The 26,576-nt window shown below is 72.9% G+C and carries 14 protein-coding genes, 1 rRNA gene and 1 pseudogene; 9 read left to right on the forward strand and 7 right to left on the reverse strand.

The annotated features are described in order from the left end of the window. Window positions 1-13: 13 nt before the first annotated feature. From DQ392_RS32035 to DQ392_RS32045, 3 genes are all read left to right on the forward strand, one after another. The gene (locus DQ392_RS32035; protein ID WP_114019229.1) at window positions 14-961 is read left to right on the forward strand and encodes an aldo/keto reductase; all 948 of its coding nucleotides are present in this window, start codon (window positions 14-16) and stop codon (window positions 959-961) included. A gap of 149 nt (window positions 962-1,110) precedes the next feature. Further along, window positions 1,111-1,542, forward strand: coding sequence for a (deoxy)nucleoside triphosphate pyrophosphohydrolase (locus tag DQ392_RS32040; protein WP_114019214.1), 432 nt, complete (start codon window positions 1,111-1,113; stop codon window positions 1,540-1,542). Window positions 1,543-1,570: 28 nt separating this feature from the next. Further along, window positions 1,571-2,518 (forward strand): YDG/SRA domain-containing protein, encoded by a 948-nt coding sequence (locus tag DQ392_RS32045; protein WP_245982236.1) that lies wholly within the window; start codon window positions 1,571-1,573, stop codon window positions 2,516-2,518. 29 nt (window positions 2,519-2,547) lie between these two features. On the opposite strand, the gene DQ392_RS32050 is transcribed toward DQ392_RS32045, so the two are convergent. From DQ392_RS32050 to DQ392_RS32065, 4 genes are all read right to left on the reverse strand, one after another. Then, window positions 2,548-3,780, reverse strand: coding sequence for a PrsW family intramembrane metalloprotease (locus DQ392_RS32050; protein WP_245982229.1), 1,233 nt, complete (start codon window positions 3,778-3,780; stop codon window positions 2,548-2,550). A gap of 430 nt (window positions 3,781-4,210) precedes the next feature. Further along, a complete protein-coding gene (gene trmB, locus DQ392_RS32055; RefSeq protein WP_114019231.1) occupies window positions 4,211-4,945 on the reverse strand; it encodes a tRNA (guanosine(46)-N7)-methyltransferase TrmB in 735 nt (244 codons plus the stop codon). Window positions 4,946-5,361: 416 nt separating this feature from the next. Continuing rightward, window positions 5,362-6,645 carry an L-2-hydroxyglutarate oxidase gene (lhgO, locus tag DQ392_RS32060; protein WP_114019216.1) on the reverse strand — a complete coding sequence of 428 codons (1,284 nt, stop codon included), beginning with the start codon at window positions 6,643-6,645 and terminating at the stop codon, window positions 5,362-5,364. A 249-nt stretch (window positions 6,646-6,894) separates the two neighbouring features. Next, window positions 6,895-8,442, reverse strand: a complete 1,548-nt coding sequence (locus DQ392_RS32065) for an NsdA family TPR-like regulatory protein (protein WP_114019217.1) — start codon at window positions 8,440-8,442, stop codon at window positions 6,895-6,897. Between the two features lie 1,180 nt (window positions 8,443-9,622). Here DQ392_RS32065 and DQ392_RS32070 point away from each other — a divergent pair. Both DQ392_RS32070 and DQ392_RS32075 read left to right on the forward strand, forming a co-directional pair. Continuing rightward, on the forward strand, window positions 9,623-11,992 hold the full coding sequence (locus DQ392_RS32070; protein ID WP_245982231.1) for an asparagine synthase-related protein: 2,370 nt from the start codon (window positions 9,623-9,625) through the stop codon (window positions 11,990-11,992). Window positions 11,993-12,077: 85 nt separating this feature from the next. Further along, complete coding sequence (locus DQ392_RS32075) at window positions 12,078-16,118, forward strand: AfsR/SARP family transcriptional regulator (protein WP_245982232.1); 4,041 nt, start codon at window positions 12,078-12,080, stop codon at window positions 16,116-16,118. A gap of 857 nt (window positions 16,119-16,975) precedes the next feature. Here DQ392_RS32075 and DQ392_RS36340 read toward each other — a convergent pair. Then, window positions 16,976-17,974 (reverse strand): annotated as a pseudogene (locus tag DQ392_RS36340) (RNA polymerase sigma factor); the annotation flags it as partial. A 309-nt stretch (window positions 17,975-18,283) separates the two neighbouring features. Continuing rightward, complete coding sequence (locus tag DQ392_RS32085) at window positions 18,284-19,117, reverse strand: TetR/AcrR family transcriptional regulator (RefSeq protein ID WP_114019219.1); 834 nt, start codon at window positions 19,115-19,117, stop codon at window positions 18,284-18,286. 427 nt (window positions 19,118-19,544) lie between these two features. Between DQ392_RS32085 and DQ392_RS32090 the strand changes: the two genes are divergently transcribed. Both DQ392_RS32090 and DQ392_RS32095 read left to right on the forward strand, forming a co-directional pair. Further along, complete coding sequence (locus DQ392_RS32090) at window positions 19,545-21,134, forward strand: NAD(P)/FAD-dependent oxidoreductase (RefSeq protein WP_425470668.1); 1,590 nt, start codon at window positions 19,545-19,547, stop codon at window positions 21,132-21,134. A 242-nt stretch (window positions 21,135-21,376) separates the two neighbouring features. Continuing rightward, window positions 21,377-23,572 carry an ATP-binding SpoIIE family protein phosphatase gene (locus DQ392_RS32095; protein WP_114019221.1) on the forward strand — a complete coding sequence of 732 codons (2,196 nt, stop codon included), beginning with the start codon at window positions 21,377-21,379 and terminating at the stop codon, window positions 23,570-23,572. Window positions 23,573-23,671: 99 nt separating this feature from the next. On the opposite strand, the gene DQ392_RS32100 is transcribed toward DQ392_RS32095, so the two are convergent. Next, window positions 23,672-25,123: an MFS transporter gene (locus tag DQ392_RS32100; RefSeq protein ID WP_181856664.1), complete on the reverse strand. Its 1,452-nt coding sequence runs from the start codon at window positions 25,121-25,123 to the stop codon at window positions 23,672-23,674. A 151-nt stretch (window positions 25,124-25,274) separates the two neighbouring features. Here DQ392_RS32100 and DQ392_RS32105 point away from each other — a divergent pair, with 151 nt between their 5' ends. Together DQ392_RS32105 and DQ392_RS32115 are read left to right on the forward strand one after the other, a co-directional pair. After that, window positions 25,275-25,811: a MarR family winged helix-turn-helix transcriptional regulator gene (locus DQ392_RS32105; protein WP_114019223.1), complete on the forward strand. Its 537-nt coding sequence runs from the start codon at window positions 25,275-25,277 to the stop codon at window positions 25,809-25,811. A gap of 675 nt (window positions 25,812-26,486) precedes the next feature. Next, window positions 26,487-26,576, forward strand: a 16S ribosomal RNA gene (locus tag DQ392_RS32115); the annotation flags it as partial.

Genomic DNA, 26,576 nt, shown 5'->3' on the forward strand with positions numbered 1-26,576 from the left:
TCGCGGCATGCAGATGAACGCCAGCAAGAGGATCGGTCAGCTGTCCGTCGCGCCGCTCGCCCTCGGCGGCAACGTCTTCGGCTGGACCGCGGACAAGGACACGTCCTTCGCCGTGCTGGACGCCTACACCGAAGGCGGCGGCAACCACATCGACACCGCCGACGGGTACTCGGCCTGGGTGGAGGGCAACTCGGGCGGCGAGTCCGAGACGGTGATCGGCCAGTGGCTCGCGGCACGCGGCCCCGCGGTCCGCGACGACGTCGTCGTCGCCACCAAGGTCGCCCGGCACCCCGACCGCATGGGACTGGCCCCGCAGAACATCAAGGCCGCCTGTGAGGACTCGCTGCGCCGCTTGCAGACCGACCGCATCGACCTGTACTACACGCACTTCGACGACGAGTCGGTCGAGGTCTCCGAGATCGTCCAGGCGCTGGACGACCTGGTCAAGGCCGGCAAGGTCCGTGAGATCGCGGCCTCGAACATCTCCCCCGAACGCCTGGCCGCCTCCCTCGCCTTCAGCGACCGCGAAGGTACTGCCCGGTATGTCGCACTCCAGCCCCACTACAACCTCGTCTCCCGCGACACGTACGAGGGAGAGCTCAAAACCCTCGCCCGGCGCGAGTCCCTGGCCGTGCTCCCGTACTACGCGCTGGCCGCCGGCTTCCTCACCGGCAAGTACCAGCCCGGCGAACAGCCGCCCGAGGGCGCCAGGTCAGGTCAGGCGGCCAAACTCCTGGCCACCGAGCGGGGCCAGCGTGTCCTGGCGGCCCTCTCCACGGTCGCCGGCGCCCACCAGGCCCCCGAGGCCACCGTCGCCCTCGCCTGGCTCCTCGCCCAGCCCACCGTCACCTCCCCCATCGCCAGCGCCCGCACCGTCGACCAACTCCCGGCCCTCATGGCCGTGGCCGACCTCCAACTCACCCACGACGAACTCCACCTCCTCACCGACGCCTCGTCGTAACCCCGGTTCGGGCTCAGCGTCGACGGGTCCTCGCCTGATGGGCGCTGAGCCCTAGAACCTGCGAACGGCGCGTCGCCATGGCGATCCGGTATTCGTGTGCTCCCGTCACCGCCGCAGCCATGCGGCTTCGCCGTCGTAATCTGGCGGCCATGACGGAATCTGCTGCCGTGCATGCGCAGCGCGTGGTCGTTGCAGCGGCTCTTATCGAGAGTGGCCACCTTCTCGCTGCTCGCCGCAGCGCACCGGCGGATCTTGCTGGTTTCTGGGAGCTCCCTGGCGGCAAGATCGAGCCAGGCGAATCACCCACGCAAGCCGTGACCCGCGAGCTTCGCGAAGAACTCGGTGTCGAAGCCCACGCCCTGCACCGCATCCCCGGCGAACACCGCCTCACCAAGAACATGGTGCTCCGGGCTTGGCGAGTCTGTCTCCGGCAGGGAGACCCGCAACCGCTTCAGGATCACGACCGACTCCGCTGGCTCTCGTTCCACGACCTCTATGAGGTGCCCTGGCTCCCGCAAGACCTCTCTTTCGTCGAGTGGGTATCCGGTGAGCTGCGCAGAGAGGAGGCTTGCACTCAGTAACGCGTTGCCCCGAGGTGGCGTGGTGGCCATGCTTGAGCGCATGGCCACAACTTCCCTCCCTGTCCTGTTCGGAAGAGTCCCCGGTGTCAACGAGGGGGACACCTTCTCCAGCCGACAGGCGCTGTATAACGCAAAGGTGCATCGCTCTCTCCAAGCGGGCATCGCCGGAGGAGCGCGCGAAGGAGCGGACTCCATTGTGATGAGCGGTGGCTACCCGGACGATCGAGAGTGCGGTGACGTCATCCTCTACACAGGGCATGGCGGGCGTGGTAGCAACGGTGCTCAGGTACGTGATCAGAACTGGTCGTCTCCTGGTAACGCCGGGCTCGTACTGACCAGCGCTCTCAGAAAGCCTTTGCGAGTCATCAAGGGGCTCGCCATCAAGCGTGGCAAGGCCACGGGTGGATATCGATATGAGGGCTTGTACCACATCGTTGACTTCTGGAAAGTCTCGGGGAAAGAGGGTTTTCAGATTTGCCAGTTCGAACTACACAAGCTCCATGGCGATGAGGAGTCTATTCCGCCACCGCGTCCGCGCCCCGTCATAGAAACCGAGGCTGAACAAAGGGTCCGTCGCCTCGTTGCTGCTCGGGAAGAGCCTGCTCGCGATCTGCGCATCGTCCAGCGTGTCAAAGAGCTGTACAGGGACACATGTCAGATGTGCAGGGCCAGGGTGGTGGTGGCCCCCGAGGGGCAGGCGTTTAGTAACTGTGCCCACATCAAGGCGCTTGGGCGCCCCTACGACGGGCCGGATATTCTCGAAAATGTCCTGTGCCTCTGCCCTAACTGTCACATCCGATTCGATCGTGGAGCCCTCCAAATCACAGACGATTTTCAAGTGATTGACACGTTGGAAGGTAGAAAGTTCGCTGACCTATACCGCGTGGGCGAACACCACATCGACGTGCAGTATCTCGGATCACACCGATCGCGGTGGCCCGGCCGTATGGAGGCATGGCTCACCGGGCCGAACTGAGAGCCCCCAACGTCCCCCGGGGCGGGTGGTCATCGGGGTGAATAACCCGCCCATGCCTGCGGAGGGATGGGCGGGCGGCTCAGGGCCAGGGCGGCGCTGGTGGTGGGGGGGCCGGAGAGGGGGTGGTTGGCGCGGAGGGAGTTGAGGAGTTGGTGCTCGCGGGCGGCGAAGTCGGGGGCTGTGGCGCCGTTGGTGGCGCGGGAGCGGAGGAGGGCGAGGGCGGTGGCTTCGTGCTGGTAGGCGGCCACGGTGCGGGCCGCGGCGGGGCCGTGGCTGCGGCGGGCCATCGCGCGGGCCATCGAGCGGGCCCGCATGGAGGAGAGCGACCAGGGCTCCGGCTCGCTGAACCAGCCCGCCGCCGCGTACGCGGGCAGCGTCTCGCGGACGATCCGCAACTCGTGCAGGCGTGACCAGACGGCCAGCCACGTCAGGGCGCCGAACACCGGGAGCATGAAGAGCCCGTACACGGCGAGGAACGTGTAGTTGGCGAAGGACGCCGAGCCGTTCCAGATCGCGTGCAGCAGCACTGCCGTGAACCAGCCCAGCAGCGGCAGCACCGTACGCAGGATGCGGCGGCGCCGTGGCAGGGCTGCGACCATGCCGAAGGCTATGCCGGTCATCGCCGTGAACAGCGGGTGGGCGAACGGCGCGAAGATGATGCGGATGAGGAACGTGCCCGCGGTCGCCGAGCCGGCCAGGCCGTCGGGTCCCAGTGCGGCGTCCTGGTCGAACGCGGTACCGAGGTAGAGGATGTTCTCGGTGAAGGCGAAACCGGCGGCCGTGATGCCCGCCGCCGCTATCCCTGACACGACGCTGTCGAGGTGACGGCGGCGGAAGAGGAAGAGCAGCAGGACGGCCGCCGCCTTGGTGGTCTCCTCGACGACCGGGGCGATCACGGTGGCGCCGAGGGTGTCGGCCTCGTGCGGTGAGTCGACGACGACGGAAGAGGCCAGCCAGTCGGTGGCGAAGCCGTTGGCCAGGATGGCGACCAGCGTCGCCGCACAGGCCCCCCACGCGAAGGCGAACAGGTGGGTGCGCCACGGCGCGGGCAGCGGTGCGCTCAGCCAGCGGAACGCGGTCAGCAGCAGCGGGACGGGCAAGAGCGCGAGCCCGAACCCGACGAGCAGGCCCGCCGTGCCTGTCTGCTCCCGTACCAGCGCCAGGATCATCAGGCCGCACAGCGTCAGCAGCACGATCAGGGCGGTCGCGCGCAGCGTCCTGCGGTGCCGTTGCCACCAGGACGGCACCGGGTGCGTCGGCACGGCGGAGTAGGGGAGCCCGATCCCGCCCCCGGGGTGGGGGGCGGGTCCGGGTGACGGCGGGGGAGCGTACGGGGCCGGCGGCCTCTGGGCGGCTGTGTGCGGCTGTGCGGGCGGGGCAGCCGTCGGGGCGTGCCGGTCGGGGTGGGGCGCATGCCCCGCCTCCGGGGGCGGGTGGCCACCGTCGTGTCCCGCCGGGGCGTCCTGCGGCTGGGCAGGGCGCGCCGAGGGGACGGGCGCGGGCGGGCCGGAGGGCTGCCCGGACGTCATCGGGTTCGGCGGCGCGCCTGGGGCGCCGGATGCCTCGTCATGCACGCATCGACAGTAACCAGTGTGGGTGACATGCGCTGCGGCCCTGCGGCAATGGCGCAGCAACAACGGCCCGGACGTCCGGGACGGCCCGGTCCGTTCCCTGCGGGCCGCGGCCGCGTGCTCAGCGGCGTCGGAACACCAGGTCGCGCACCGCGTGTCCCTTGGTGAGGCCCTGCCCTTCGAAACGGGTCAGAGGACGGTGCGCGGGGCGGGGTGCGTAGCCGCCGTCGGGCCGGGTGTTCTCGTACTCGGGATGCGCCGACAGTACGTCGAGCATCTGCTCGGCGTACTCCTCCCAGTCCGTGGCGCAGTGCAGGAGGGCGCCCGGTCGCAGCGGTCCGGCGGCCAGGTCGAGGAACTCGGTTTGCAGCAGTCGCCGCTTGTGGTGGCGGGCCTTCGGCCACGGGTCGGGGAAGTAGATCCGCAGGCCGGAGAGCGAGTCCTGGGCGAGCATCTCGCGCAGCAGGATGATGGCGTCGCCGTTGCCGACCCGTACGTTGTCCAGGCCCTGCTCGTCGGCGAGGCGGAGGAGGTTGCCCTGGCCGGGCGTGTGGACGTCGACGGCGAGGATGCCCGTGGCCGGGTCGGCGGCCGCCATCTCGGCCGTGGCCTCGCCCATGCCGAAGCCGATCTCCAGGACGATGGGCAGGCCGGGGTCGCCGAAGAGTTTGCCGAGGTCGAGCCGGCGCATACCGTCCACGTCGAAGCCCCACCGGGGCCAGAGCCGCTCCAACGCGGTCCGCTGCCCCTTGGTGACGCGGCTGCGGCGGGGCTGGAAGCTGCGGATACGGCGCTCGTGGTGCGACCCGGCGGGGTCGGGCGAGGGCCCGGAGCCGGGGGGAAACATCCGGGCCATGGGCCGGGGCTCCGGCTCCGCGTCGGAGGAGTCGGTGCGGTCGGAACCGGGTGAGTCGGCGGGGCCGTCGTGGGCGTCGTGGGTGGCATCGGCGGGGGCGGCCTCGTGGTCGAGGTCCCGGCGGGCGAGATCCTCGCGGGTGAGGCCGTCGTTCGGAGAGAAGTTCTTGCTTTCGGACACGATGCTTCGATTTTACGGGCAGCCGGACCGCAGCGGCGGCGCCGCCCGTCGACCGGGAGGGTAGGGCCCCTTTCACAACCGTCACCGGTTTGACCGGTGACGGTTGTGCAAGGGGTCACCGGGGCCGGCAGCCGGTGACGGGCTCGTCCGGTCCGTGGTCGAGGGCCGACTGTCGGTGACCGACTGGCCAGAGCGCGCCGCTCGGCACCAGTGGTTCGAAGGACGTCGGGCGGGGATCAGGCGTCGGCCAGTACCGCCGACGCCCGGCGGGCGATCTCTCGGCCGATCGGGAGGGAGGCGGTCGCGGCCGGGGAGGGGGCGTTGAGGACGTGGACGGTGTGCGGGCCCTCCGCGAAGAGGAAGTCGTCGACGAGCGTGCCGTCCCGCAGCACGGCCTGGGCGCGTACCCCGGCGGGTGCGGGGCGCAGGTCGGCCTCCGTCACCTCGGGCAGCATGCGCCGTACGGCGGCGGTGAAGGAGGGCCTGGAGAGGGAGCGGCGGATCTCGCCGGCGCCGTAGCGCCAGTGGCGGCGGGCTATCCGCCAGGTGCCGGGGTGTGCGGCCAGTCCGGCCAGCTCGGCGGGGCGTGCGGCGGACCACGTGTAGCCCTCGCGGGCGAGCGCGGGCACGGCGTTCGGGCCGACGTGCACACCGCCGTGAACCCCTCGGGTGAGGTGGACGCCGAGGAAGGGGAAGGCCGGGTCGGGCACCGGGTAGACGAGGCCGCGCACCAGGTGTTCGCGCTCGGGGGCCAGCTCGGCGTACTCGCCCCGGAAGGGGAAGATCCTGGCTTGCGGGGTGTCTCCGGCGAGGCGGGCGACGCTGTCGCAGTGGAGTCCCGCGCAGTTGACGAGTGCGCGTGCCCGCAGGACCGTCCCGTCCGCGGTCCGTACGGCGACGCCGCGGCCGGGGCGGCGGTCGATCACCGCGACCTGTCCTGCGGCGGCGTACCGCACCTCGGCGCCGGCGTCGTGCACCAGGCGGGCGAGCTGCCGGGTGACGGCCACGTAGTCGCACACGCCCGTCGTGCCGACGTGGATGGCGGCCAGGCCCCGCACATGGGGCTCGCGTTCGGAGATCTGGGCTGGGCCGAGTTCCCTGACGGGGATGTTGTGCTGGCGGCCGCGCTGGATGAGGGCGTGCAGCCGGGGGAGTTCCTCGTGTTCGGTGGCGACGATCAGCTTGCCGGTGACCTCGTGCGGAATCCCGTGCTCCGCGCAGAACTTGACCATCTCGGCAGCGCCCCGCAGCGCGAAGCGCGCCTTGAGGGAGCCGGGCGGGTAGTAGACGCCGCTGTGGATCACCCCGCTGTTCCGCCCCGTCTGGTGCCGGGCAGGGCCGGGCTCCTTCTCCAGGACGGTGACCCGGGTTCCGGGGGCCCGGCGGGTGAGGGCGTAGGCGGTGGACAGTCCGACGACGCCGGCGCCGATCACCAGCACGTCGCAGTCGAGCCGGCCGGCGCCCTTGCCGACGGCTGAGCGGTCGAGTCTTCTGGACGTCGAGGTCACGCCCCCCATCATGAACCCCACGGCTGACAGCTCGCTGCGGCACCCTTCATGCCGACGATCAAGAAATCCCTCCCGGTTCCTCTCCGGCCCTCCGGCCGCCCCGCGGGACGAAGAGCGCGCCTCCGTCGAGCAGGCCGGCCGACCGAGCAGAGCGACCGATCGGGCCGAGCGGAGCGACCGATCGAGCCGGGCAGTCGGCCGAGCAAGGCGGTCGGCGCCCGGCCGGCGGCGCCGCTCACATGCTCGAGCGGGCGGCCCCGGTCACGCCGGGGCCATCAGCAGCGGCCGCGCCCTCTCGCGCAGTTCGGCGACGCGCGGCTCGTCCCCGTAAGGCTCCAGGCGGTGCAGCAGGTCGCGCACGTACTCCGTCGTACGGGCGGAGGAGATGCGCCCGGCGACCTCCACGGCGCGCGTACCGGCCGCGCAGGCGGCGTCGAGGTTGCCGGATTCGAGCTCCGCGACCGCCGAGACGACCAGGCGCAGCCCGTGCGAGCGCACGAACTCCTCCTTCGGCTGCGAAAGCGCCTTCTCCGTGAAGCGGCGCACCTGGCGAGGTGCCTTCAGGTCGCGGTAGCACTCCGCCGCGTCCGCCGCGAGGCGGTCGTAGGAGTAGAAGTCCAGCCAGGAGGGGTCCGGGTCGCCTTCCCTGGAGCGCTCCAGCCAGCTCTCCGCCGCGGCCAGCGCGGCGGCGCACGCCTGTGCGTCGTTGGCCTTGGCGTGGGCGCGGGCCTCGACGAGTTGGAAGAAGCTCATGGTGCGGGCCGTCGCCAGTCCGCGGTTGCGTTCCAGCGCGGCCTGGGCGAGGTCGACGCCCTCGTCGGCGAAGCCGCGGTAGGTGGCCTGGAGCGACATGGAGGCGAGTACGTAGCCGCCCAGCGGGACGTCGGCGGCGGCGCGGGCGAGGCGCAGCGCCTGGATGTAGTAGCGCTGGGCCGCCTCCTGCTGGCCGGTGTCGAAGGCCATCCAGCCGGCGAGTCGGGTCAGTTCGGCGGTGGCGCCGAAGAGGGAGCGGCCGACCTCGTCGGTGTAGGCGCCCAGCAGCAGGGGTGCGGCGTCCACGCGCAGGCACTCGGGGACCATGGAGGAACGCCAGTCCCCGCCGCCGTACTTGGAGTCCCACCGGCGGGCCTCGTCCGCGGCCTCGCGCAGCTTGGAGACGTCGGTGTGTCCGACGCGCAGTGGCGCGGTGGTGCCCTCCTGCTCGGCGCCCGGCCCGTGCCCGTTGCCCGACCCGGCGTCGACGGCGACGAGGGCGCCGTCCGCCGCGCCCGTTCTGGGGGCTTCCGTTCTGGCCCCGTCGGCAGCGGACGGGGCCACCCCCTCGAGGAGTTCGACGTGGCGGGCGACGGAACTGTCCGCCGGGGTTATGAGCCAGCGCGAGGCGGGGGTGGCGTAGGCGCTGACGGCGAACGAGCCGGCGAGCGACTGCCAGATGCTGCCGCCTCCACGCCGACCTGCCAGGTCCAGCCGGTAGAGGTCGGTGGCCGATTTGACGGCGGCTCCGACGTCGCGCGGGAAGGCGAGCCCGACCTCCGGGGTCGGGTCGGCGTCCGCGAGGCCGATCTCGTGCAGCGGCACCGGACGGCCGAGCTTGCTGCCGATGGCAGCGGCGATCAAGTGGGGCGCCGCTCCTTGCGGCACCATCCCCTTCGATACCCAGCGGGCCACCGACGTCTTGTCGTACCGGAGCGTGAGGCCCCGTTGGGCGCCGAGGTCGTTGACCCGTCGGGCGAGTCCGGCGTTGCTGATCCCTGCGAGGGCGAGGACGGTGCCGAGTTTCTCATTCGGCCCGCGTGACTCCCTGGACATGCGCACCCCTGACCACACCGACGACCGCCCCGCGGCTGACGCGGGGCCCCCTCCCGTCACTGCGCACTGCGCGGCGCGGAAAGCACTGCCAACACAGCGTAGTTCGCTGCATGCCCACCGTTAAGGGGTGTCATGGGGGATGGCGGGATCTCTCTCCGTACGCGTGTACGTGCAGGGGTCACGTGCCACCCTCAGCGTGCCCTCCGTCGGGCGGCCGGAATCGTACGCGCCCACCGCCGGTCCGGGTGGTTTCGTGGCGCTGTCTCCCGTGCACCGGCCGTGTGGCCGTGCGCCCGCCCATGCGCCTGCCCTGCCTGCGAGGTCAGCGGTTCCATGGGAGCCGCGTGGGTCGGCCCGCTGCACAGGATCAGTGGGCTGGGGGAACACCGCCGCCCCATTCCCCGCGGGCGGCGGTCCGGGCCGGGAGGCACGCACGTGCCTTCCGGCCCGGCCGACTCGCCCCCCCGCCCGGCCTCGGTGCCGGCCTTCTCTCCCCGCGCCCTCTCGCCCGCTGTACTGCCCCTCTGGACCGCTGCGTTCGCCCCACCCGGCCGCGATACGGAGCCCAACTTCCGCCCGCTCGGACAGGCGCATCGGCAGCTCGGACAGACGCACGGCTCCCTCCGGCTCCCTGGCGGTGACGTCTCCTGCCCAGCGGGGGCTGCGTGCGTGTGTCCTTGTCCCCGCGTGCCGGCCACGCGTGTGCCCCTGTGCCTCCGTGCCCGGCGTACGCGACGCGGCCGCGCGCTCGGCGTGCACGCCTGTCGCGCGTCACGGCCGGCGGCGCCCGCCCCTCCCGACGCCAACCGTGCGCCGTCCGTCCGGTGTTGCGTCGCGAGTGCGCCGCGGGGCGTCAAGGCGGCGGTCGTCGTGGTCCGTCGTACGCGCAGATTTGGCCGAATGACATCGGTCGTGTGTGCGGTGCCGGAGGCGGACGCCAGAGGAATATGCGCGTGCGGAGCCCGGTCACCGGGCCCGCACGGAGGCGCGGGAGGAAGGAAGAACGGCCGCGTACTGCACTGAGGTATGCGCCCCTTACACGCCTCCCGTGCGCCACTTACGTGGCACCATAGCCGCAACGGCAGCGGTCCCAGGGCGGCGCACACCCGTCGCCCCAGGGCCCGCGCGGTGCGGCGGACGCCGGCGGGAGTGCCGGCAAGTGACGTGAAGGCAGGCGGCGATGCGCTGGTTGGTGGGGTGGAGCAGTGCCGCGGCAGCGCCTCAGGGCCGTCGCGGCGGTGCCCGGGCCACCACGAACGCAAGCCGTACCTCCACAGGTTCGGACGACCCGTACCCGTACGACGCCCACGACCGGTACGACTCCTTCGGCCGGTACGACGCCCACGACCCGTACGACTCCTACGGCCGCTACGGTCACGCCCCGCACACCGCCCACGTGCCCGACGGCGGCGACGGCATCCTGGCGCCCGTCGGCGCGCAGGTGGTGTGGGGGGACCCGGACCCGCTGTGGGCGGTCGGGGACTGGCGTCCCGACGAGATCCGGGTGGTGGAGGCCCAGCCGGGAAGCCGGCTCGCGGTGTTCGGCTGCTGCGGCGCCAGCGACGACGAGCTGCGGCTCGGGCTGATCGCCGCGCGAGGCGGAGCGTTCCGCCACCTGACCGCGTGGCCCGGCAGCTACACGGCCGTCGCCTGCGTCGGGCGCCGGCTCACCGTCGCCGCCGACCTGGCCGGTGTGCGGCCCGTTTTCCACACGCCGTGGGCGCGCGGCACCGCGTACGCGACGGCCGCGCTGCCGCTGGCCGACCTGGTCGAGGCGGAGCTCGACTTCGGTCACCTCGCCGCGCTGCTCGCCTGCCCTGACGCTCCCGAGGCGCTGGGCGACGGCACCCCCTACCGGGGGGTCAGCCGGGTGCCGCCGGGGCACGCGCTGATCGTGCGGGACGGCGGCAGCAGGGAGATCGCCGGTTACGAATCGTCCACGTCCCTGGTCGTCGGTGCGCCGCCCGTCGACCCGGAGGCGGCCGTCGCGGGCGTCAGGGACGCGCTCGTGAACGCTGTCCGCGCCCGCCTGACCGCGCCCCGCCACGCGTCCGAACACGACACCGACGCACGGGATCCGGGCCCCGTCCCCGGAATGGGCCCGGCCGACCGGCAGCGGGCGCGCGGCGGACCCGCGCCCGGCATCGGCGCCGACCTGTCCGGCGGACCCGCCTCCGGTACGCTCGCGCTGCTCGCCGCAGGACTGCCCGGCACCCCCGGCACCGTCTTCGGGTCCGGCGCGGCGGGCGCGGGCGAGCGGCTGCTGGCCGTCACCTTCAACGACCTCACCACGGGAACGGGCGCCGCACACCGCGGCGGGCCCCACGACCCCGCCGACGCCGAGGACCACACCGCCGAGCTGGAGCGGGCACACGCCATCGCCCAGAACCCGCGGCTGCGCCACCTCGTGGTCACCGGCGGCGAGGAGACGCTGCCGTACGCGGACCTGACCGCGGGGCCGCTCACGGACGAGCCGGGCCCCTCACTCGTCGCGGCCGAACGCCACCGCAGCCGTCTCACGGCGGGCAGCGCCGACCACTTCGTCGGCGCAGGGGCCCGGCAGGTTCTCGACGCGCACCCCGCCCGCCTGGCCGACCTGCTGCTGGACAGGCGCCGCCGGCACCTCGTCCGCCCCGTCGCCGCGCTGGCCCGCGCGGAGGGGCAACGGGGAGAGAGCCAGGTGGCGGGGCGTTCGCTGCTGGTGCCCGTCACCATTTACCGGGCAGCGCGCAGACTGGCTCGTACGCCGTACAGGGAAGGGGTGGAGCAGACAGCGGCGCTGATGCGGGACGGCGGGTTCACGGCGTCCGCGTTCGAGCCCTGTCCGGACGGCGGGGAGAGCGCCGTGGACGCCTCGGTGGCCGCGCTCACCTGGTGCCGCCCGGGACCGGCGGCCCGCTGGCTGACGGGGGAGGCGCTCGCGGAGGTCTCCCTGCGCCTGGAGTCCGCGGCCCAGGCCCGCCCGTCCGTGGAGAGGCCCGGCGAACGGCGGGCCCGCGCCGCCCTCGCCCGGTCCGCCGCCGACCACCGCGTCCTCGAACAGGCCGCCGAGCTCCGCAACCAGCGGCTGCACGCCCCCTACTTCGACAACCAGGTCGTACGCGCCGCCCGGGAGCTCCCCGACGCGCTGCGCGTACGCCCCGGAGCCCGCGCCTCCATCCTGCGTGCCGCACTCGCCGGGGCGGGCGTCCACGACGTCCCGTCCGGCTGGGGCGCCCCCACGCAAGCCGCGCACCACGCCGCCCTCCGCGCGGGCATACGCCTCGCGTCCGAGCGGCTGCTCGAACTGTTCCAGGCACCGCTGCTCGCCGAGGCCGGGCTGGTCGAGGCCCGCGTCGTACGGCAGGCCGTCCGACGGGTGGCCCGAGGCGAACCGCTGCCCGCGGAGGGCATCGCCGACCTGGCCGCCATGGAACTGTGGCTGAGCCGCCTGCTCGCCCGCCGCGGCACCTGCTGGACCGGCGCCGCGGCGCCCCGCCACCGCGCCGCGGCGGCGGGCGTCCACCCCGACGCCCGGTACGAACGCAGCCTGCCGCCCACGCCCAGGTGACGGACCGGCTCCGTCCGCTCCGCCCCGGTCACGCCAACAGAAAAAAGCACGCGGACATGACGGCACCGACAGGGACAATAGGCGTGTGCGCTATCTGATCCTGGGGGCGAGCGAGGCCCGCGACGACGCCGGGCGTCCCGTCCCGCTCGGCGGGCAGCGCCTGCGCGCGCTGCTCGCCGCCCTCGCACTGCGCGCCCACAGCCGCGCGCCCACCTCACCCCAGGCACTCATCGACGACGTGTGGGCCGACGCGTACCCCGACGGACTGCCGGAGGACGCGCCGGCCGCCCTACAGGCGCTGGTGGGCAGGTTGCGCCGGGCCCTGGGAAGGGACGCCGTCGAGTCGCTGACCGGCGGGTACCGGCTGCGGCTCGACCCCGAGCGCGACGAGGTCGATCTCCTCCGCTTCGAACACCTCGCCACCGAGGGGGAGCGCGCACTGGAGGAGGGCGACGCCGAACGGGCCGCGCGGGTACTCCGCGAAGCCCTCGCTCTGTGGCGCGGCCCCGCGCTGGCCGACCTGCCCGACCGCGCCGCCGTCGCCGCCCGCATGGAAGCCCTGCGGCACGCCGCCCTCCAACGGCGCCTCGCCGCCGACCTCGCCCTGGGCCACGCCGCGCGCGTCCTGCCCGAACTGCGACAGCTGGCACCGGAGCACCCGCTCGACGAACCGCTCCAGGTCCTCCACCTCAGAGCCCTGCACGAGAGCGGCCGCACGGCGGAGGCGCTGGCCGGTTACGAGTCCGTACGCAGAGGGATAGCGTCCCGCCTCGGCGCCGACCCGGGTGCGGAACTGCGCGCACTCCACGCGGAACTCCTCCGGGCGAGCACCCCGACGGACACGGACACGGACACGGACACGTCCTTTGGGCCTGTCCCTGCCTCTGTCCCTGCCTCTGTCCCCGACGAGGGCACCTCCGGCACGGGCGGGGCGGACGGCACTCCCCGCCCGGATGCTGAGGGCGACGGTGTTCACGCACCCGGTCCTGCCGCGGAAGCGGACGGCGGCCCGGCCTCCCGTACGCCGAACGGCGCAGCGTCGGATGCGGCGTCACGCGGTGCGGACCGGTCCGTCCGGACGGCGCGGACCGGTGCGACCCGCACGCCGGTGTCGGCCCCGGAGGACCGGACGGCCCCCGCGGGCGGCCCCGCACACCCGCCCCCGCCGCCTGGGCGCGAGGCACACCCGCTCCCGCCGGGGGGCGAGGTGGAGCCCGCCCCCACGCGCGGTGCGAGACGGACGCCGACGGCGGGTTCCGCGAAGTCGGCAGCGGCTTCCGCGAAGGCGACACCGGGTGACGGGAGACCGAGGCCCACCTCGGAGGGACGGACACCCATCCCGGAGGGGCGAGGACCGGCGCGCCCACCGGGCAACCTCCGGGCGCGGCTGACCAGCTTCGTCGGGCGCGAGACGGACATCGCCACCCTCAGCGCCGACCTCGCGGCCTCCCGGCTGGTGACGCTGACCGGTCCCGGCGGCTCCGGCAAGACCCGGCTCGCCGAACAGGTGGCCGCCACGACGGGGGCGGCGGAGCCGACTCCGCATCCCGACGGCACCTGGTTCGTGGAGTTGGCGCCTCTCGACCATCCCACCGCCGTGCCGGGCGCCGTCCTCAGCGCGCTCGGTCGCCGGGTGACCGCGCTGTCCACCGCCGCCACGGAGGGCGCGCGTGCGCTCAGTGGCCAGCAGGACGCGATGGCCCTGCTGGTCGAGCACTTGCAGCACCGCACTCCGCTGCTGGTGCTCGACAACTGCGAGCACGTCATTCACGCGGCTGCGACGCTCGCTGAGACGCTTCTCGCCCACTGTCCCGGGCTGACCGTGCTGGCCACCAGCCGCGAGCCCCTCGGCGTGCCGGGGGAGTCCGTGCGTCCGGTCGAGCCGCTGCCGCCCGCTCCGGCGCACCGCCTCTTCGCCGACCGTGCCGCCGCGGCGCGCCCCGGTTTCCGTCCGAGTGAGGACGCGGAGGCCGTGGCGGAGATCTGCCGCAGGCTCGACGGCCTGCCCCTGGCGATCGAACTGGCGGCCGCACGGCTCCGCTCGCTCACCCCGCGTCAGATCGCGGACCGCCTCGACGACCGCTTCCGGTTGCTGACCAGCGGCAGCCGTACCGTGCTGCCCCGCCAGCAGACCCTGCGGGCCGTCGTGGACTGGTCCTGGGACCTGTTGGACGAGCGCGAGCGCACCACCGTCCGCCGGCTGTCCGTCTTCGCGGGCGGCTGCACCCTCTCCGCCGCCGAGCACGTGTGCGCGGACGAGGCGCCGCAGGACCCCGGCCCGCCACCGGGTGGGCACATCCACCCGGACGACGTACTCGACCTGCTCTCCGCCCTGGTCGACAAATCGATCCTCGTCGCCGTCCAGCCCCCCGCCCTGACGGGCACCGGTGTGCGCTACCGCATGCTGGAGACGATCCACGACTACGCCCGCGAACGCGCCGCCGAACACCCCGAGGAGCGCGACGAGGCCGAGGCCCGGCACACCGCGCAGATCCTCCGCTTCGCCACCGCCGCCGAACCCCGCATCCGCTCGGCCGAACAGCTCTCCTGGCTGCCCCGCGTCGAAGCCGACCTCGACAACATCCGCGCGGCGCTCCACCGGTCCCTGTACCAGCGCGACCACGAGACCGTCGTCGCGCTCGTCCGCGCGGCCGGCTGGTTCTGGTGGCTGCGCAACTTCCGTGACGAGGGAGCCCGTTGGGTCGAGGCAGCCCTCACCCTGCTGCTGCCGACCTCGGCCGCGGACGAACGGGACGGAGGCAAACGGGGCACCGAGGAACCGCACGCCGAGAAATGGGGTGCCGAGAAGCGGCGCGAGGAGAGCCGTGGCGGGGAGAAGCGGCGCGAGGAGAATCGTGGCGGGGAGAAGCGGCGCGAGGACGGGGTACTGCTCGTTCGGGAGCTTCAACTCCTCGACTACTTCCTGCTGTCGGAACACCGCACCCAGGAACTGGTTCAAGAGCCGCATCACCGCTCCGTCGCGGAGCAGCTGGTCGCCACCTTCCGCGAACCCGGCCCGGCCTCCGCACGTTTCCCCGGAATGCTCTGGCCCTTCGCGGGATTCCTCCTCGAAGGCGGCAAGGGCGTCGCCCCCCTCATGCAGGAGCTCGTCGCGAACTGCCGTCGCTACAGCGGCCCCTGGGAGCTCGCCGTCGCACTGCTCTTCCGCGCCCACATCCGCATCGACACCCCCGGCGGTCTCCCGCACCTGAAGGAAGAGCTCCCCGAGATCAGCGCCCTCGCCGAAAGCACCGGTGACCGCTGGCTGCTCAGCCAGCTGTGCGGCCTGCGCGCCGAGATCGCCATCCAGGAGGGCCGCTACGAACACGCACGTGCCGAGTGCGAGACGGCCATGCGCTACGCGCAGCAGCTCGGTGCCCTCACCGAGATGCCGGTACTCCTCGTGCGCATCGCCGAGATCTGGTACCGCCAGGGCGACACGAAGCAGGCCGACCAGCTCGCCCAGCGCGCCATGGAGGACGGCGACCGCCTCGGCGTCCGCGACGCACCGACCCTCGCCGCCTTCGTCCGCGCCATGACCGCCGTGGAGGAAGACGACATCGCCCGCGCCCGCGAGCTGTACCGGCAAGCCGAGAAGTACGCCTCCGTCGGGAGTCTGCCCGCCGTCTTCGAGGTCCCGCTCCGCGTACTCGACGCCCGCATCACGGCCTGCGAGGGCGACGAACTGGTCCCCGAGGCCCTGCGGAAGATCAATGCCGCCCTCCACGCCGGACTGGAGGTGTCAGTCCCCGAGACGCTCACCGGCAACGCCCTGCTGACCGCCGGTTTCATCCTGCTCCGGGCCGGTCGGCCCGCCCTCGCCGTCCAGCTCGCCGACGCGGCCGGCGCGACACGCGGCGACCTGCCCGCGAGCGTCCCCGAACTCCGCCTCGACGGCACCATCCGCGCCTACTCCGCCGGTGCGGCCGCCGACGCTTCCGACGACGACCTGGACGGCACGTCCGACGCCTGTTCCGGCGGCGCTTTTGATGACGCGTCCGGCGGCGCTTCCGACGACGGGCCCGAGGCCGCCGGGGTGCCCCTCACCCTCGCCGAGGCGGCGGCCCTCCTCGACAAGCTGTGCGACCAACTCGCCGCCGGCTCAGGCGCGCCTCCGCCAGGCTGACGCTCCACCACCAGCCGCACCGTGCGTTCCCCCGTCGTGGACTCGAGGACGACACCGCGCTCCGTGACGCGGATGACGTGCCGCTCGCCCGGCTCCGGCTCCGGGGCGGGAGCCGGGGGAGAGGGCCGAGCCGGCGGAGAAGACGGAGGCGGGGGTGCGGACGGCGGCGCGGGGGCCGGGCTCCGCGGGGGCTCAGGATCCGGCTCAGGCGCGGACGGTCGCGGGGCCGGGCGCCGCACGGGAGTCTGAGGCGCCGGGCGTCGCGGCGCGGCCCGCACGGGCCGCGGCCCGGGAGCGGGCGGTCGGGCCGTCGGCTTCCGGGGCTCGGGGCGGGGGGAGGGCGGCGGATCGGACTTCCGAGGCGGCTCGTCCGGCGCCGCGTGCGGCGCCGAGGGCCGAGCCCGCGGCTTCTCGACCGGCTCGTCACCGCCGGTCAACGCGTAGGCGAGCACCGCACCCGCCGCCGCGGCCACGCCCAGACCGATGCCGACCTTCGCCGGCGCGCCGAGACCCTCCGACGCCGCGCCACCCGACGCCGCACCACCGGCCGCGGAGGCCCCTCCCGCGGCCGCGCCACCGCCGAGCAACGCGGCGAACGCCTTCGCCCCGCCCGCCGTACCGAACCAGCCGATGAGCGCGACGGGCAGCACCAGCCTGATGTGCTCGTTGAGGTCCTTCACCTCCGAAGCCGCCTGACTGCACGCCGCACACTCCTCCAGGTGCCGGGCCAGCCCCCGCTCGGCCCGCATCCGCAGCCCACCGCGCGCGTACGCGCCGAGCCGGTCCGCGTACCGTGCGCACTCCCCGCCCTGCGTCAGCGCCTGACTGACGTGCGCCTGGAGATACGCCTGCTTGAGGTGCTCCCGCGCCCGGTGCGCCGCCGTCGCCACCGCGCCACGCGACGTGCCGAGCAGCACCGCCACGTCCTGCGGCCTGCCGCCCTCGACCGCCGTGTGCCACAGCAGCATCCGGTCGTGCTCCGACAGGCTTTCGAACGCGCGGACCACCAGCGTCTGCTCCGCCTTGTGCATCGCCCGCACGTCGGCGCCCAGGTCCAGCGTGTCCACATCCCGCGCCGCCGAGGCGGCGGCCGCCGACTGCACGAACACCGCGAAGTCGTCCACCAGCCGCTCTCGCCGCCGCGTGCGCGTCCACGCCGCGGCCACGTGCCGCACGGACGTGAGCAGGTACGCCCGCACCGCGGTTCTGGGCCCCTTGCCGCCGCGGACCGCTTGCAGGGTGCGCGCGAAGACCTCGCCGGTCAGATCCTCCGCGGTGTCCGCGTCCCGGCAGCACGTACGGGCGTAACGCCGCACGGGCTCCGCGTGCCGCCGGTACAGCTCCTCGTACGCCCCGTCGTCCCCCTTCCGCATCCGCGACAGCAACTCCGCGTCCGACACCCCGCCGAGCGTCCCGCCGCTGCTCGCCCCGCGCACCCCGCGCGGGGTTTTGAGCTTCTTGCCCACCTCGCGCGGGCCGTTCGGCGTCCCTGTCTCGTCCGCGCCGCCTGGCCCGGGCAGCGCCGTGCCCTCCTCCGCTCCGCGCGGTCCGTCGGAGGCGCCGGCCCGCCCCGTACGGTGCGGGCTGCGCGGCCTGCCGGCTCCGCCCGCGTCGTGGCGCCCACGCTGTTCGGGTACCTGAGGCGAAGCCGACTGCTGCGGCGGGACCTGCGGGTCGAGGTCCGAGGAAGAGCCGGTCTCGGCCCCCGGCCCCGACGCCCCCGATGCCTTCGACGCCCTCGACCCTTCCGACGCCCTCGACTCGTCGGACGCTTCGGGCCTCCCCGACGCTCCCGGCTTCTCCGGTACCTCCGGTTCCTCGGGCCCCTCCGGCTCCCGCCGCTCGTCACCAGCCATAGCCGTGACTTCCGTGCACACCCTGCCTGCGGAACATCGCGTCAGCGTGGCACAGCGGTGCCGGCCGGGAAGCCGACAAGCTGACGAATCACCCCGGCCGGTGGCCCCTCGTACGCGTGCTCGACGACCGGCCCACTCCGCCCGGCGACGTGGCGATGGCCCCACACCGATGTCGGCAGAGACCCGCCCCGCGCGGCCCACGCGCGAGCACGCCAACCCACCGACACCGAAGGCGCCCCTCGGCGCGTGCCGCTCAGCGCTCACCGTTCAGCACGTGTCGTTCAGCACGTGCCGTTCAACACGTACCGCTCAGTGCGTGCCGCGTGAACGCAGCCCTTCGAGCAGGATGTCGAGGAGTCGGGTGGAGGCCGCTGCCTGGTGGGCGGCGTCAGGCAGTGAGGGCGCGGCCGTCGCTATCACGAGCAGTACGTCGCCGACCGTCACGTCCGGCCTGAGCTCGCCGGCCTCCCGGGCTCGCTCGACCAACTGGCCGACGACCTGGAGAAGCTCGACCGCGCCCGGGTCGTCCTCCAACCCTTCGTAGCCCCCCTCCTGGGCCACGGCAGCGGACGTGGTGTGCTCCACAAGCCGCAGGTCCGGCGGTGTGCTTCCGTCCAGCCGTGCGTCCTCGGCGAACTCGGCCGGGGCCGGCGGGCGCTGCGCCGGCACGCGAGGTGAGCTGTCCGTGGCCCAGCCGTCCGCGCGCAGTATCCGTGGCGGCAGCAGCCGTCCGGCACCGGAGGCGACGGAGGTGCGCAGGAAACGGGAGAGCGCCGACCAGGGCTCGTCCTCCTGGCCCAGCGCCGACCGTGCCTGTTCCGTCAGGCGGGCCGTCTCCTCCTCGGCGATCCGCCTCACCAGGACGTCCTTGCTGGGGAACCGGCGGTAGACCGTTCCCACCCCGACCCTGGCTCGGCGGGCGACGTCCTCCATCGGTGCTCCGTAACCGAGCTCTCCGAAGACCTCGCGGGCCGCGCGCAGCACGTGTTCGAGGTTGCGCTGGGCGTCCACGCGCAGCGGGGCCGTGCGTGGAGTGGTGGCCGCCTGGGCGACGCCTGAGGAGCTCGCGGCGGCGGTGTTCGTGCTGATCGGGCCTTCCGGCACGGCGGAAACGGCCGCCGCGGTGGCATGAGACCCGTGCATACCCTGAATGTGCATATTCGTTCCCCCGGTAAATCCCTGTCTCCCCCCGGAGACCCCCGCGTTCGCGGGGACGGGCTGCGACACATTGGTCCACACGTCGCACCCGCTCTGGGATACGAACATAGTTGAGCCCAGGTCGTGAGAGAAGAGGGCGTCCCCGCGCGGCCTTTTGCCCTTCTCGGCCACGACCGCTTTCCGGCCCCCGCCACCGACCCGCGCGCCCCCTCTTCTTCCCCGGTGACCTGCGTGGACGAAATCCTGCGAGAGATCGGGACACTGGTGAGCGCCGGGCGCACAGCAGTCATACGAATCGTGTGACCTGTGGACAAACGCGGGACTGAGGGTGCGTCATGGTCGGGTGACGAAGGCCACGAAGGACTCTGCGGACCCCACACGCATCCTCGTCGTCGGCGGAGGTTACGTCGGCATGTACACGGCGCTGCGCCTCCAGCAGAAGCTGAAGCACCGGCTCAGCGAGGCGCCGCGCCCCACGCCTGCCCACTCCGCCCCCGCCCCTGACCCGACGCCGCCTGCCGCTTCCCCGTCACAGCCCCCCTCCCCCTCCCCTTTTCCGTCCGCCCCGGGGGTCACCATCACGATCCTCGACCCGGACCCCTATATGACGTACCAGCCGTTCCTGCCGGAGGCCGCCGCGGGTTCCATCTCGCCGCGTCATGTCGTCGTCCCCCTGCGCCGCGTCCTGCCGCGCTGTCAGGTCATCGTCGGTGAGGCCCGCAGCATCGACCACGAGCGCCGGGTCGTGCACATCACCACCCTCGCCACCACGGAGGCCGACGCGGCACGCGCCGCCCGGCCGGGCCAGGATCCCCGCCGCGAGCCGACCACCCTCGAACTCCCCTACACCGAACTGGTGCTGGCACCCGGCTCGGTCTCCCGGACTCTCCCGGTGCCGGGTCTGGCCGAGCACGGCATCGGGTTCAAGACGGTCGAGGAGGCCATCGGGCTGCGCAACCACGTGCTCGAACAGCTCGACATCGCCTCCTCCACCCGCGACCCGGGAGTCCGCGACGCGGCCCTCACCTTCGTCTTCGTCGGCGGCGGTTACGCGGGGGTGGAGGCGCTGGCGGAGCTGGAGGACATGGCCCGGTACGCCTGTCGCTACTACCACAACATCGAGGCCGACGACCTGCGCTTCCTCCTGGTGGAGGCCAGTGACCGCATCCTGCCGGAGGTGGGTGAGGAGATGGGCGGTTACGCGCTGCGCGAGCTGCGCGCCAGGAACATCGACGTCCGCCTCGGCACGCGCCTCGACTCCTGCGAGCGGCGCGTCGCCACTCTCAGCGACGGATCCCGCCATCCCACGCGCACCTTGGTGTGGACGGCGGGCGTCAAACCGCACCCTCTTCTGGCGCGTACGGGCCTGCCCCTCACCCCCCGCGGCAGGCTCAGGTGCGAGACGACCCTCCGCGTCACCGGCACGGAGCACGCCTGGGCGGCAGGCGACGCGGCAGCCGTACCCGACCTGACGGCGATGGACGAGGCCCACGGGACGGCGCACAAGCACGCGGCCGGCGGGGCGCGCGACGAGACCGGGGAGAGGGCGCACAACGACGCCGCCAGCAGAGCGCGGACCGGTGGCGGGGCAGGCGCGCCACACGCCGGAGGAGACGGTGCCGAACCGCCCCTGTGCGCTCCGAACGCCCAGCACGCCGTACGCCAGGCACGCTGCCTCGCCGACAACGTCGCCGCAGTGCTCCAAGGGGCGGAGCCCACTCCTTACCGGCACGCGTACGCCGGCTCCGTCGCCTCCCTCGGACTGCACAAGGGCGTCGCGCACGTGTACGGACGGAAGTTCAAGGGCTACCCTGCCTGGTTCATGCACCGCGCGTACCACCTCAGCCGCGTGCCGACCTTCAACAGAAAGGCCCGCGTGCTGGCCGAATGGGTGCTCTCCGGGCTGTTCAAACGGGAGATCGTCTCGTTGGGCTCCCTGGAGCACCCGCGCGCCGAGTTCGAGATGGCGGCAGGCACCGTACGGCGTCCCGACAAGGACTGACCTCGCCGGGAGAGACCGACAGCACCGCCAGGAACGGGAGCACCAGCAGGACCGGGAGCCCCCAAGGCACCGGGCCGCCGCGTCGCAAGTGGCCGCCGCCCGGCGGCGTCTGACGGATGTCGGCGCGGTGCGCCACACTGGACGTGTGACCATGGGTGGGCTCGCGTCTGCGAAGAGTGATCCCTGAGCGACCCCCGAGCGACCCGAGCGAACACCGCGAACCACATGAGGAATCGGACGACGTGAACTTCACGCGCTGGAGCGCCCGACTGCCCGGCACACAGCGGCGGACCGCCGCCGCCCAGGCCGCGATAAAGGCGCGAGCGCAGTCGTCCGGCCCCGCTCACGCCGACCGTTCCGAGGGCGAGGGCCACGGCGACGAGAGCTCCGGTACGTCCGGAGGGACGGCCCGAGACGCCGGAGGGGCGGGTGGAGAAGAGGGCGGTGTGCGAGGATCCCGCAGCGACCCGGAGCCGGGCCTCCGCCCCGACGCGCGTACGGGCGGGTACGCCGGCGCCCACGTGGCCACGCAACCGCCGCCGACGGACACGGAGCCGTATCCCCAGGACACGAGCCCACCACCGGAAAGCGACGCCCGTGCGGACGTGACCGCGCGTGCGCGTGGGGGCGCGGAAGAGCCCACGGGGCCGGATACGCAGCCGCCCCCGGAGCCGCGGGCGGAGACACCCACCGTCCCCGGCGCCCGCGGCCGCCCCCGCTCCGAGACGGACCCGCCCCCCGCGAAGGGGGACGCAGGGACGCCGAAAACCGGGGGCTCTGGCGGCGCACGGGCGCCACGCCAGCGTGGTGGCATCGACGCGCTGCCTGTGCACGATTTGCTGGGCCAGGTTCCCGCGTTGGCCGCGATCGTCCACGGGCCGGAGCACCGCATCGCCTTCGTCAACGACGCCTACACCCGCGTCTTCGGCCCACGCCCGACCGGAGCAGCGGCGCGCGAGGCGCTGCCCGAGCTGGTGGAGCTCGGACTGCTCCCGCTGATGGACCAGGTGCGGCGCAGTGGTACGCCCCGTACGGTCAAGTCCCGCAGGGTCCAGCAGCGTCAGACGGGGACGACGTCCGGCGTCCCGGCGGGAAGCTCCGGCGCGCCACAGGCAGGCGTGGCCGGCCCGAAGGGAGCCGCGGAAGGTGGCGCCAGTGGCGCCAAGGGAGCCACGCGCCCGGAACCCAGGCGCCGTACGGGCCACTACTACACGTTCACCTGCACGCCCATCACCACCTCGGACGACAGCGGGGTGCTCATCTTCGCCGCAGAGGTGACCGACCAGGTCGAGGCCGTCGAACGGCTGCGCGCCAGCGAGCGCCGGCAGCGGGAGGCTGCCGTCACCCTCCAGCGGAGCCTGCTGCCCCAGGAGCTCGAACAGCCCGACGACCTGCGGGTGGCGGCCACGTACCAGCCGGGCGGCACGGACGCCGCCGTCGGGGGTGACTGGTACGACGTGATCACGTTGGGCGCCGGCCGCACCGCGCTCGTCATCGGCGACGTCATGGGGCGCGGTGTCAGGGCCGCCGCCGTCATGGGCCAGCTCCGTACGGCTGTGCGGGCCTATGCGCGGTTGGACCTGCCGCCGCACGAGGTGCTGCAACTCCTCGACGAACTCGCCGCCGAGATCGACGCCACCCAGATCGCCACCTGCGTCTACGCGGTCCACGACCCCAGCGAGGGCCACCTCAGCTACGCGTCAGCCGGCCACGTGCCCGTCCTCGTGCGCGATGCCGACGGCACCGTCCGACCCGCCACCGACCACACGGGGCCGCCCCTGGGCACCGGTGGCTGGCTGCACACCTCCGGGAGCGTCCCGCTGCCGCCGGGCGCGGCCGCCGTTCTCTACACCGACGGCCTGATCGAACGCCGTGACGCCGACATCGACGAGGGCGTGGCGGCGCTGGAAGCCGCGTTCGCCGGCGCGACCGGCTCTCCCGACATCGTCTGCGACCGTCTGCTGCGCGCCCTGGGCATCACCGAGGACCACGACGACGACGTGGCCGTCCTCGTCTGCCAGCACCCCGAGCGCACCGGTACGGACGCCGAGCTGTTCCACAACGCGGCGCTCGACCTGCTCGGCGGAACGGAGGCCGCCCCGCGCGCCCGCGCCTTCGCCTCCGGCGTGCTGGCTTCCTGGCGTTTCCCGGTGGAGCTCCGGGACCTGGGTGTGCTGGCCGCCAGCGAACTCGTCGCCAACTCCCTCCAGCACGGCACCCCGCCGATGCGGCTGCGGCTCCGCCGTACGGACCGCCGTCTGATCGTCGAGGTCACTGACGGCGACGATCACCTGCCCCGGCGCCGCCGCGCCGAACCGGGCGACGAGTCGGGACGGGGAATCTCGATCGTCGCGACGATCGCGTCCTCGTGGGGATGCCGCAGGACGCCCGGGGGCGGCAAGTCGGTGTGGTGCGAATTCGCTCTTCCGAGCGCGTAACCGGCCCGGAACGGGTCCCGCCCCCTCCGGTGGGGAAGGGGCGGGTCACACGGCCGGGCAGCGGTATGACGGCCGGGCGGACAGCCGCCCGGGGCGCGGTCACACGGCGCCGGCCACCCGCTCACCCGTGCCGCCGGACGGCACCGCGCCGCAGACCGCCACAGCGTCCTGAGACAGCACGGCGCTCTCGGACAGCGCGCCACTTCCCGACCGCACTGCGGGCTCGGGCGACAGGGCGCCCTGCGCCGACGTCTCGGCCGCACTCTCCGGCACCTCCACGCCGCTGCCGGAGGGAGAGCCGCCGCGCGCGACGACGACCGACCCCGGCCGGTCGACCCGCTCGGGCAGCCTCCGGCCCAGCAGGAGGGCGAGTCCGACGACGGCGAGGCAGCACAGCACCAGCATGACGATGTACGACGACCACGCGCCGGCCGCGGCGATCGCCCCGCCCACGGCGGGCCCGACGGCGAGAGCGAGCTGCTTGACCAGGGCGAAAGCCGAGTTGTACTGGCCCACGAGCCGAGCGGGCGCCAGGTCGGCGACCATCGGGGCGACCGTCGGCGAGAGCATCGTCTCTCCGACGCCGAACAGCGCGTACGTACCGATGAGGAGCGCGGTCGCCACCGCCTGCGCCCCGTGCACGAGCCCGGACGCCCCCGCGGCCAACCACGCGACGGTCCAGATGGCGCCCACCAGGGCGACCACCCGGCTGCGCCTGCGCCCGTCCACCAGCCGCAGGACGACGAACTGCGCGAGCACGATCATCGCCGTGTTCGCCGCCAACGCCGTCCCCAGCGTCGCGGTGGAGATGTGGGTGACCTCGACGGCGTACGCGGACAGCCCCGACTCGAACTGGCCGTAGCACGCGAAGAAGATCACGAAGCCCAGGACGCCGAGCAGCACCATCGGACGGTCGCGCAGGAGCACGCCCCACCCGGAGCCCCGCGCGGCACCGGATGCCGCACCCGCGCCGGAGCCGGCTGCCGCCTCGACGGGCCGCGCCACCCTGACCGTCACCAGGACGGCGAGCAGGACGAGGAACATCGTCGCCTCGATGGAGAACAGCAGGGTGAAGCTCGCCGGGTCGTGCTCGTTCACGAGCATGCCGCCGAACAACCCGCCGACGCCCAGCCCGAGGTTGTTGAGGAAGAACTGGGTGGCGAAGGCCCGTGACCGCGTGCCCGGCGTCGAGCACCAGACGATCATCGTCGCGAGCGCCGGCTGGAGTACGGCGATGCCGGCGCCCATCACGGCCGAGGCGGCCAGCACGGCGGGCGCGGTGGTCGACAACCCGAATCCCAGGGCACCGAGGGCGGCCGAGACCGCGCCGATGACGACCACGACGAGCGGTCCGCTCCGGTCGATCACGCGGCCCGTGAAGGGCAGCACGAGCAGCGCGGCCGCGGCGAACGCGGCGAGCACCGCACCCGCGGTGCCGTCACCGAGATCGCGCACCCGCGCGACGTACACGAAGAGGAACGGCACCGTGAAGCCGTTGCCGAAAGCTGCCAGCGCGTTACCGAGCTGGATCCGCCGCAGCGCGGCGGCCATCGCCGTGGTCACACTCACCTGCCTAGATCAAGAAGAGGGGATGGAGGGGAGGAGGGGCGTCGAGCCCCAGAGTTCGAAGCTAAAGTTCGACACTAAAGAATACACAGGGCAACCGTTTAGAGCGAACGAGTCGCCATGGGATACTGGCCACATGCCGGACCGACAACCGACCCTCGACGAGCAGATCGCGATCTACCAGCGCGAGTACCGCGACCTCGACCCCCAGGTGGAGAAGGTGGTCAACGCGCTGAGCCGGCTGGACCGCCGCATGAACGTCGCCTACGGCCGCCAGCTCGCCACCCTGGGACTCAGCAGCCCCGAATGGGAGGTGCTCAAGGAGCTCGTCATGGCAGGAAGCCCCTACCAACTGTGGCCCGGCACCATCGCCAAGCGCCTCGGTCTCACCCCGGCGGCCATGACCCACCGCATCGACCGCATGTTCGGCCAGGACCTCGTCACCCGCGAGCGTGACCCCGACAACCGCGTCCGCGTCATCATCGGGCTCACCGACACGGGCCGGGAGAAGTGGCTGGAGGTCATGCGCAAGGCGTCGGTCTTCGAAGAGGACCTCCTCCAGGACCTCTCCACGACCGAGCGCACCCAGCTGGGCGAGATGCTCACCCGCCTCCTGCGCCGCGTCGAGCACGCCCAGCACGACGCCGGCGGCCGACTCACCGACCTCGACTGACGGAGAACGACGCCGACCGCGGCGACCTCGGCCGGCCACTACGTGTCTCGACCGACCGCGGCGTGCGGACCTCGGCCGGCCGTGAGCAACCGGCCGCGGTGGGCCTCCCGCAGCCGCCTCTCCCGGGGGCTGCGGGAGGGCGCCGATCCTGGTTGACAGTACGACCAGTGATCCGTAAGGTTCATCGGGTTGCCGCAAAGCCGTCCTGGTTTCGCGGCGACTCCTCTTCGCCACTCCGGCGGGTACCACTTCGAGAGCACGATCTCCCTTCGCAGGGGTCTATTCGGCATGCCGAATTTCTTCTGCGGCCGGCTCAATTTGGAGCCGGAGGGAAAAGGCTCTAAAGTAGAGACCAGCCGGAAGGCGCCCCGCCGACAGGGGAATCCGATTCGGAAGAACGGCACGGAAACGGGCCGGGAAACGGATCTGATAGAGTCGGAGACACCGAAAGGGCAAACGTCCGGAGAAACCGGTGAGACGGTTTTGAAGGAAGCGTCCGTTCTTTGAGAACTCAACAGCGTGCCAAAAGTCAACGCCAGATATGTTGATACCCCGACCTGCCGGGTTGTTCCGGTGGGTTGAGGTTCCTTTGGAATACACAACAGCGAGGACGCTGTGAACAGGTTGGATTATTCCTCCGGCTTGTTCCGCTCTTCCTGTGGATGGTTTGAAGCATTCACGGAGAGTTTGATCCTGGCTCAGGACGAACGCTGGCGGCGTGCTTAACACATGCAAGTCGAACGATGAACCCGCTTCGGTGGGGGA

It is taken from the genome of Streptomyces reniochalinae, from assembly GCF_003323735.1.
Taxonomy (GTDB): domain Bacteria; phylum Actinomycetota; class Actinomycetes; order Streptomycetales; family Streptomycetaceae; genus Streptomyces; species Streptomyces reniochalinae.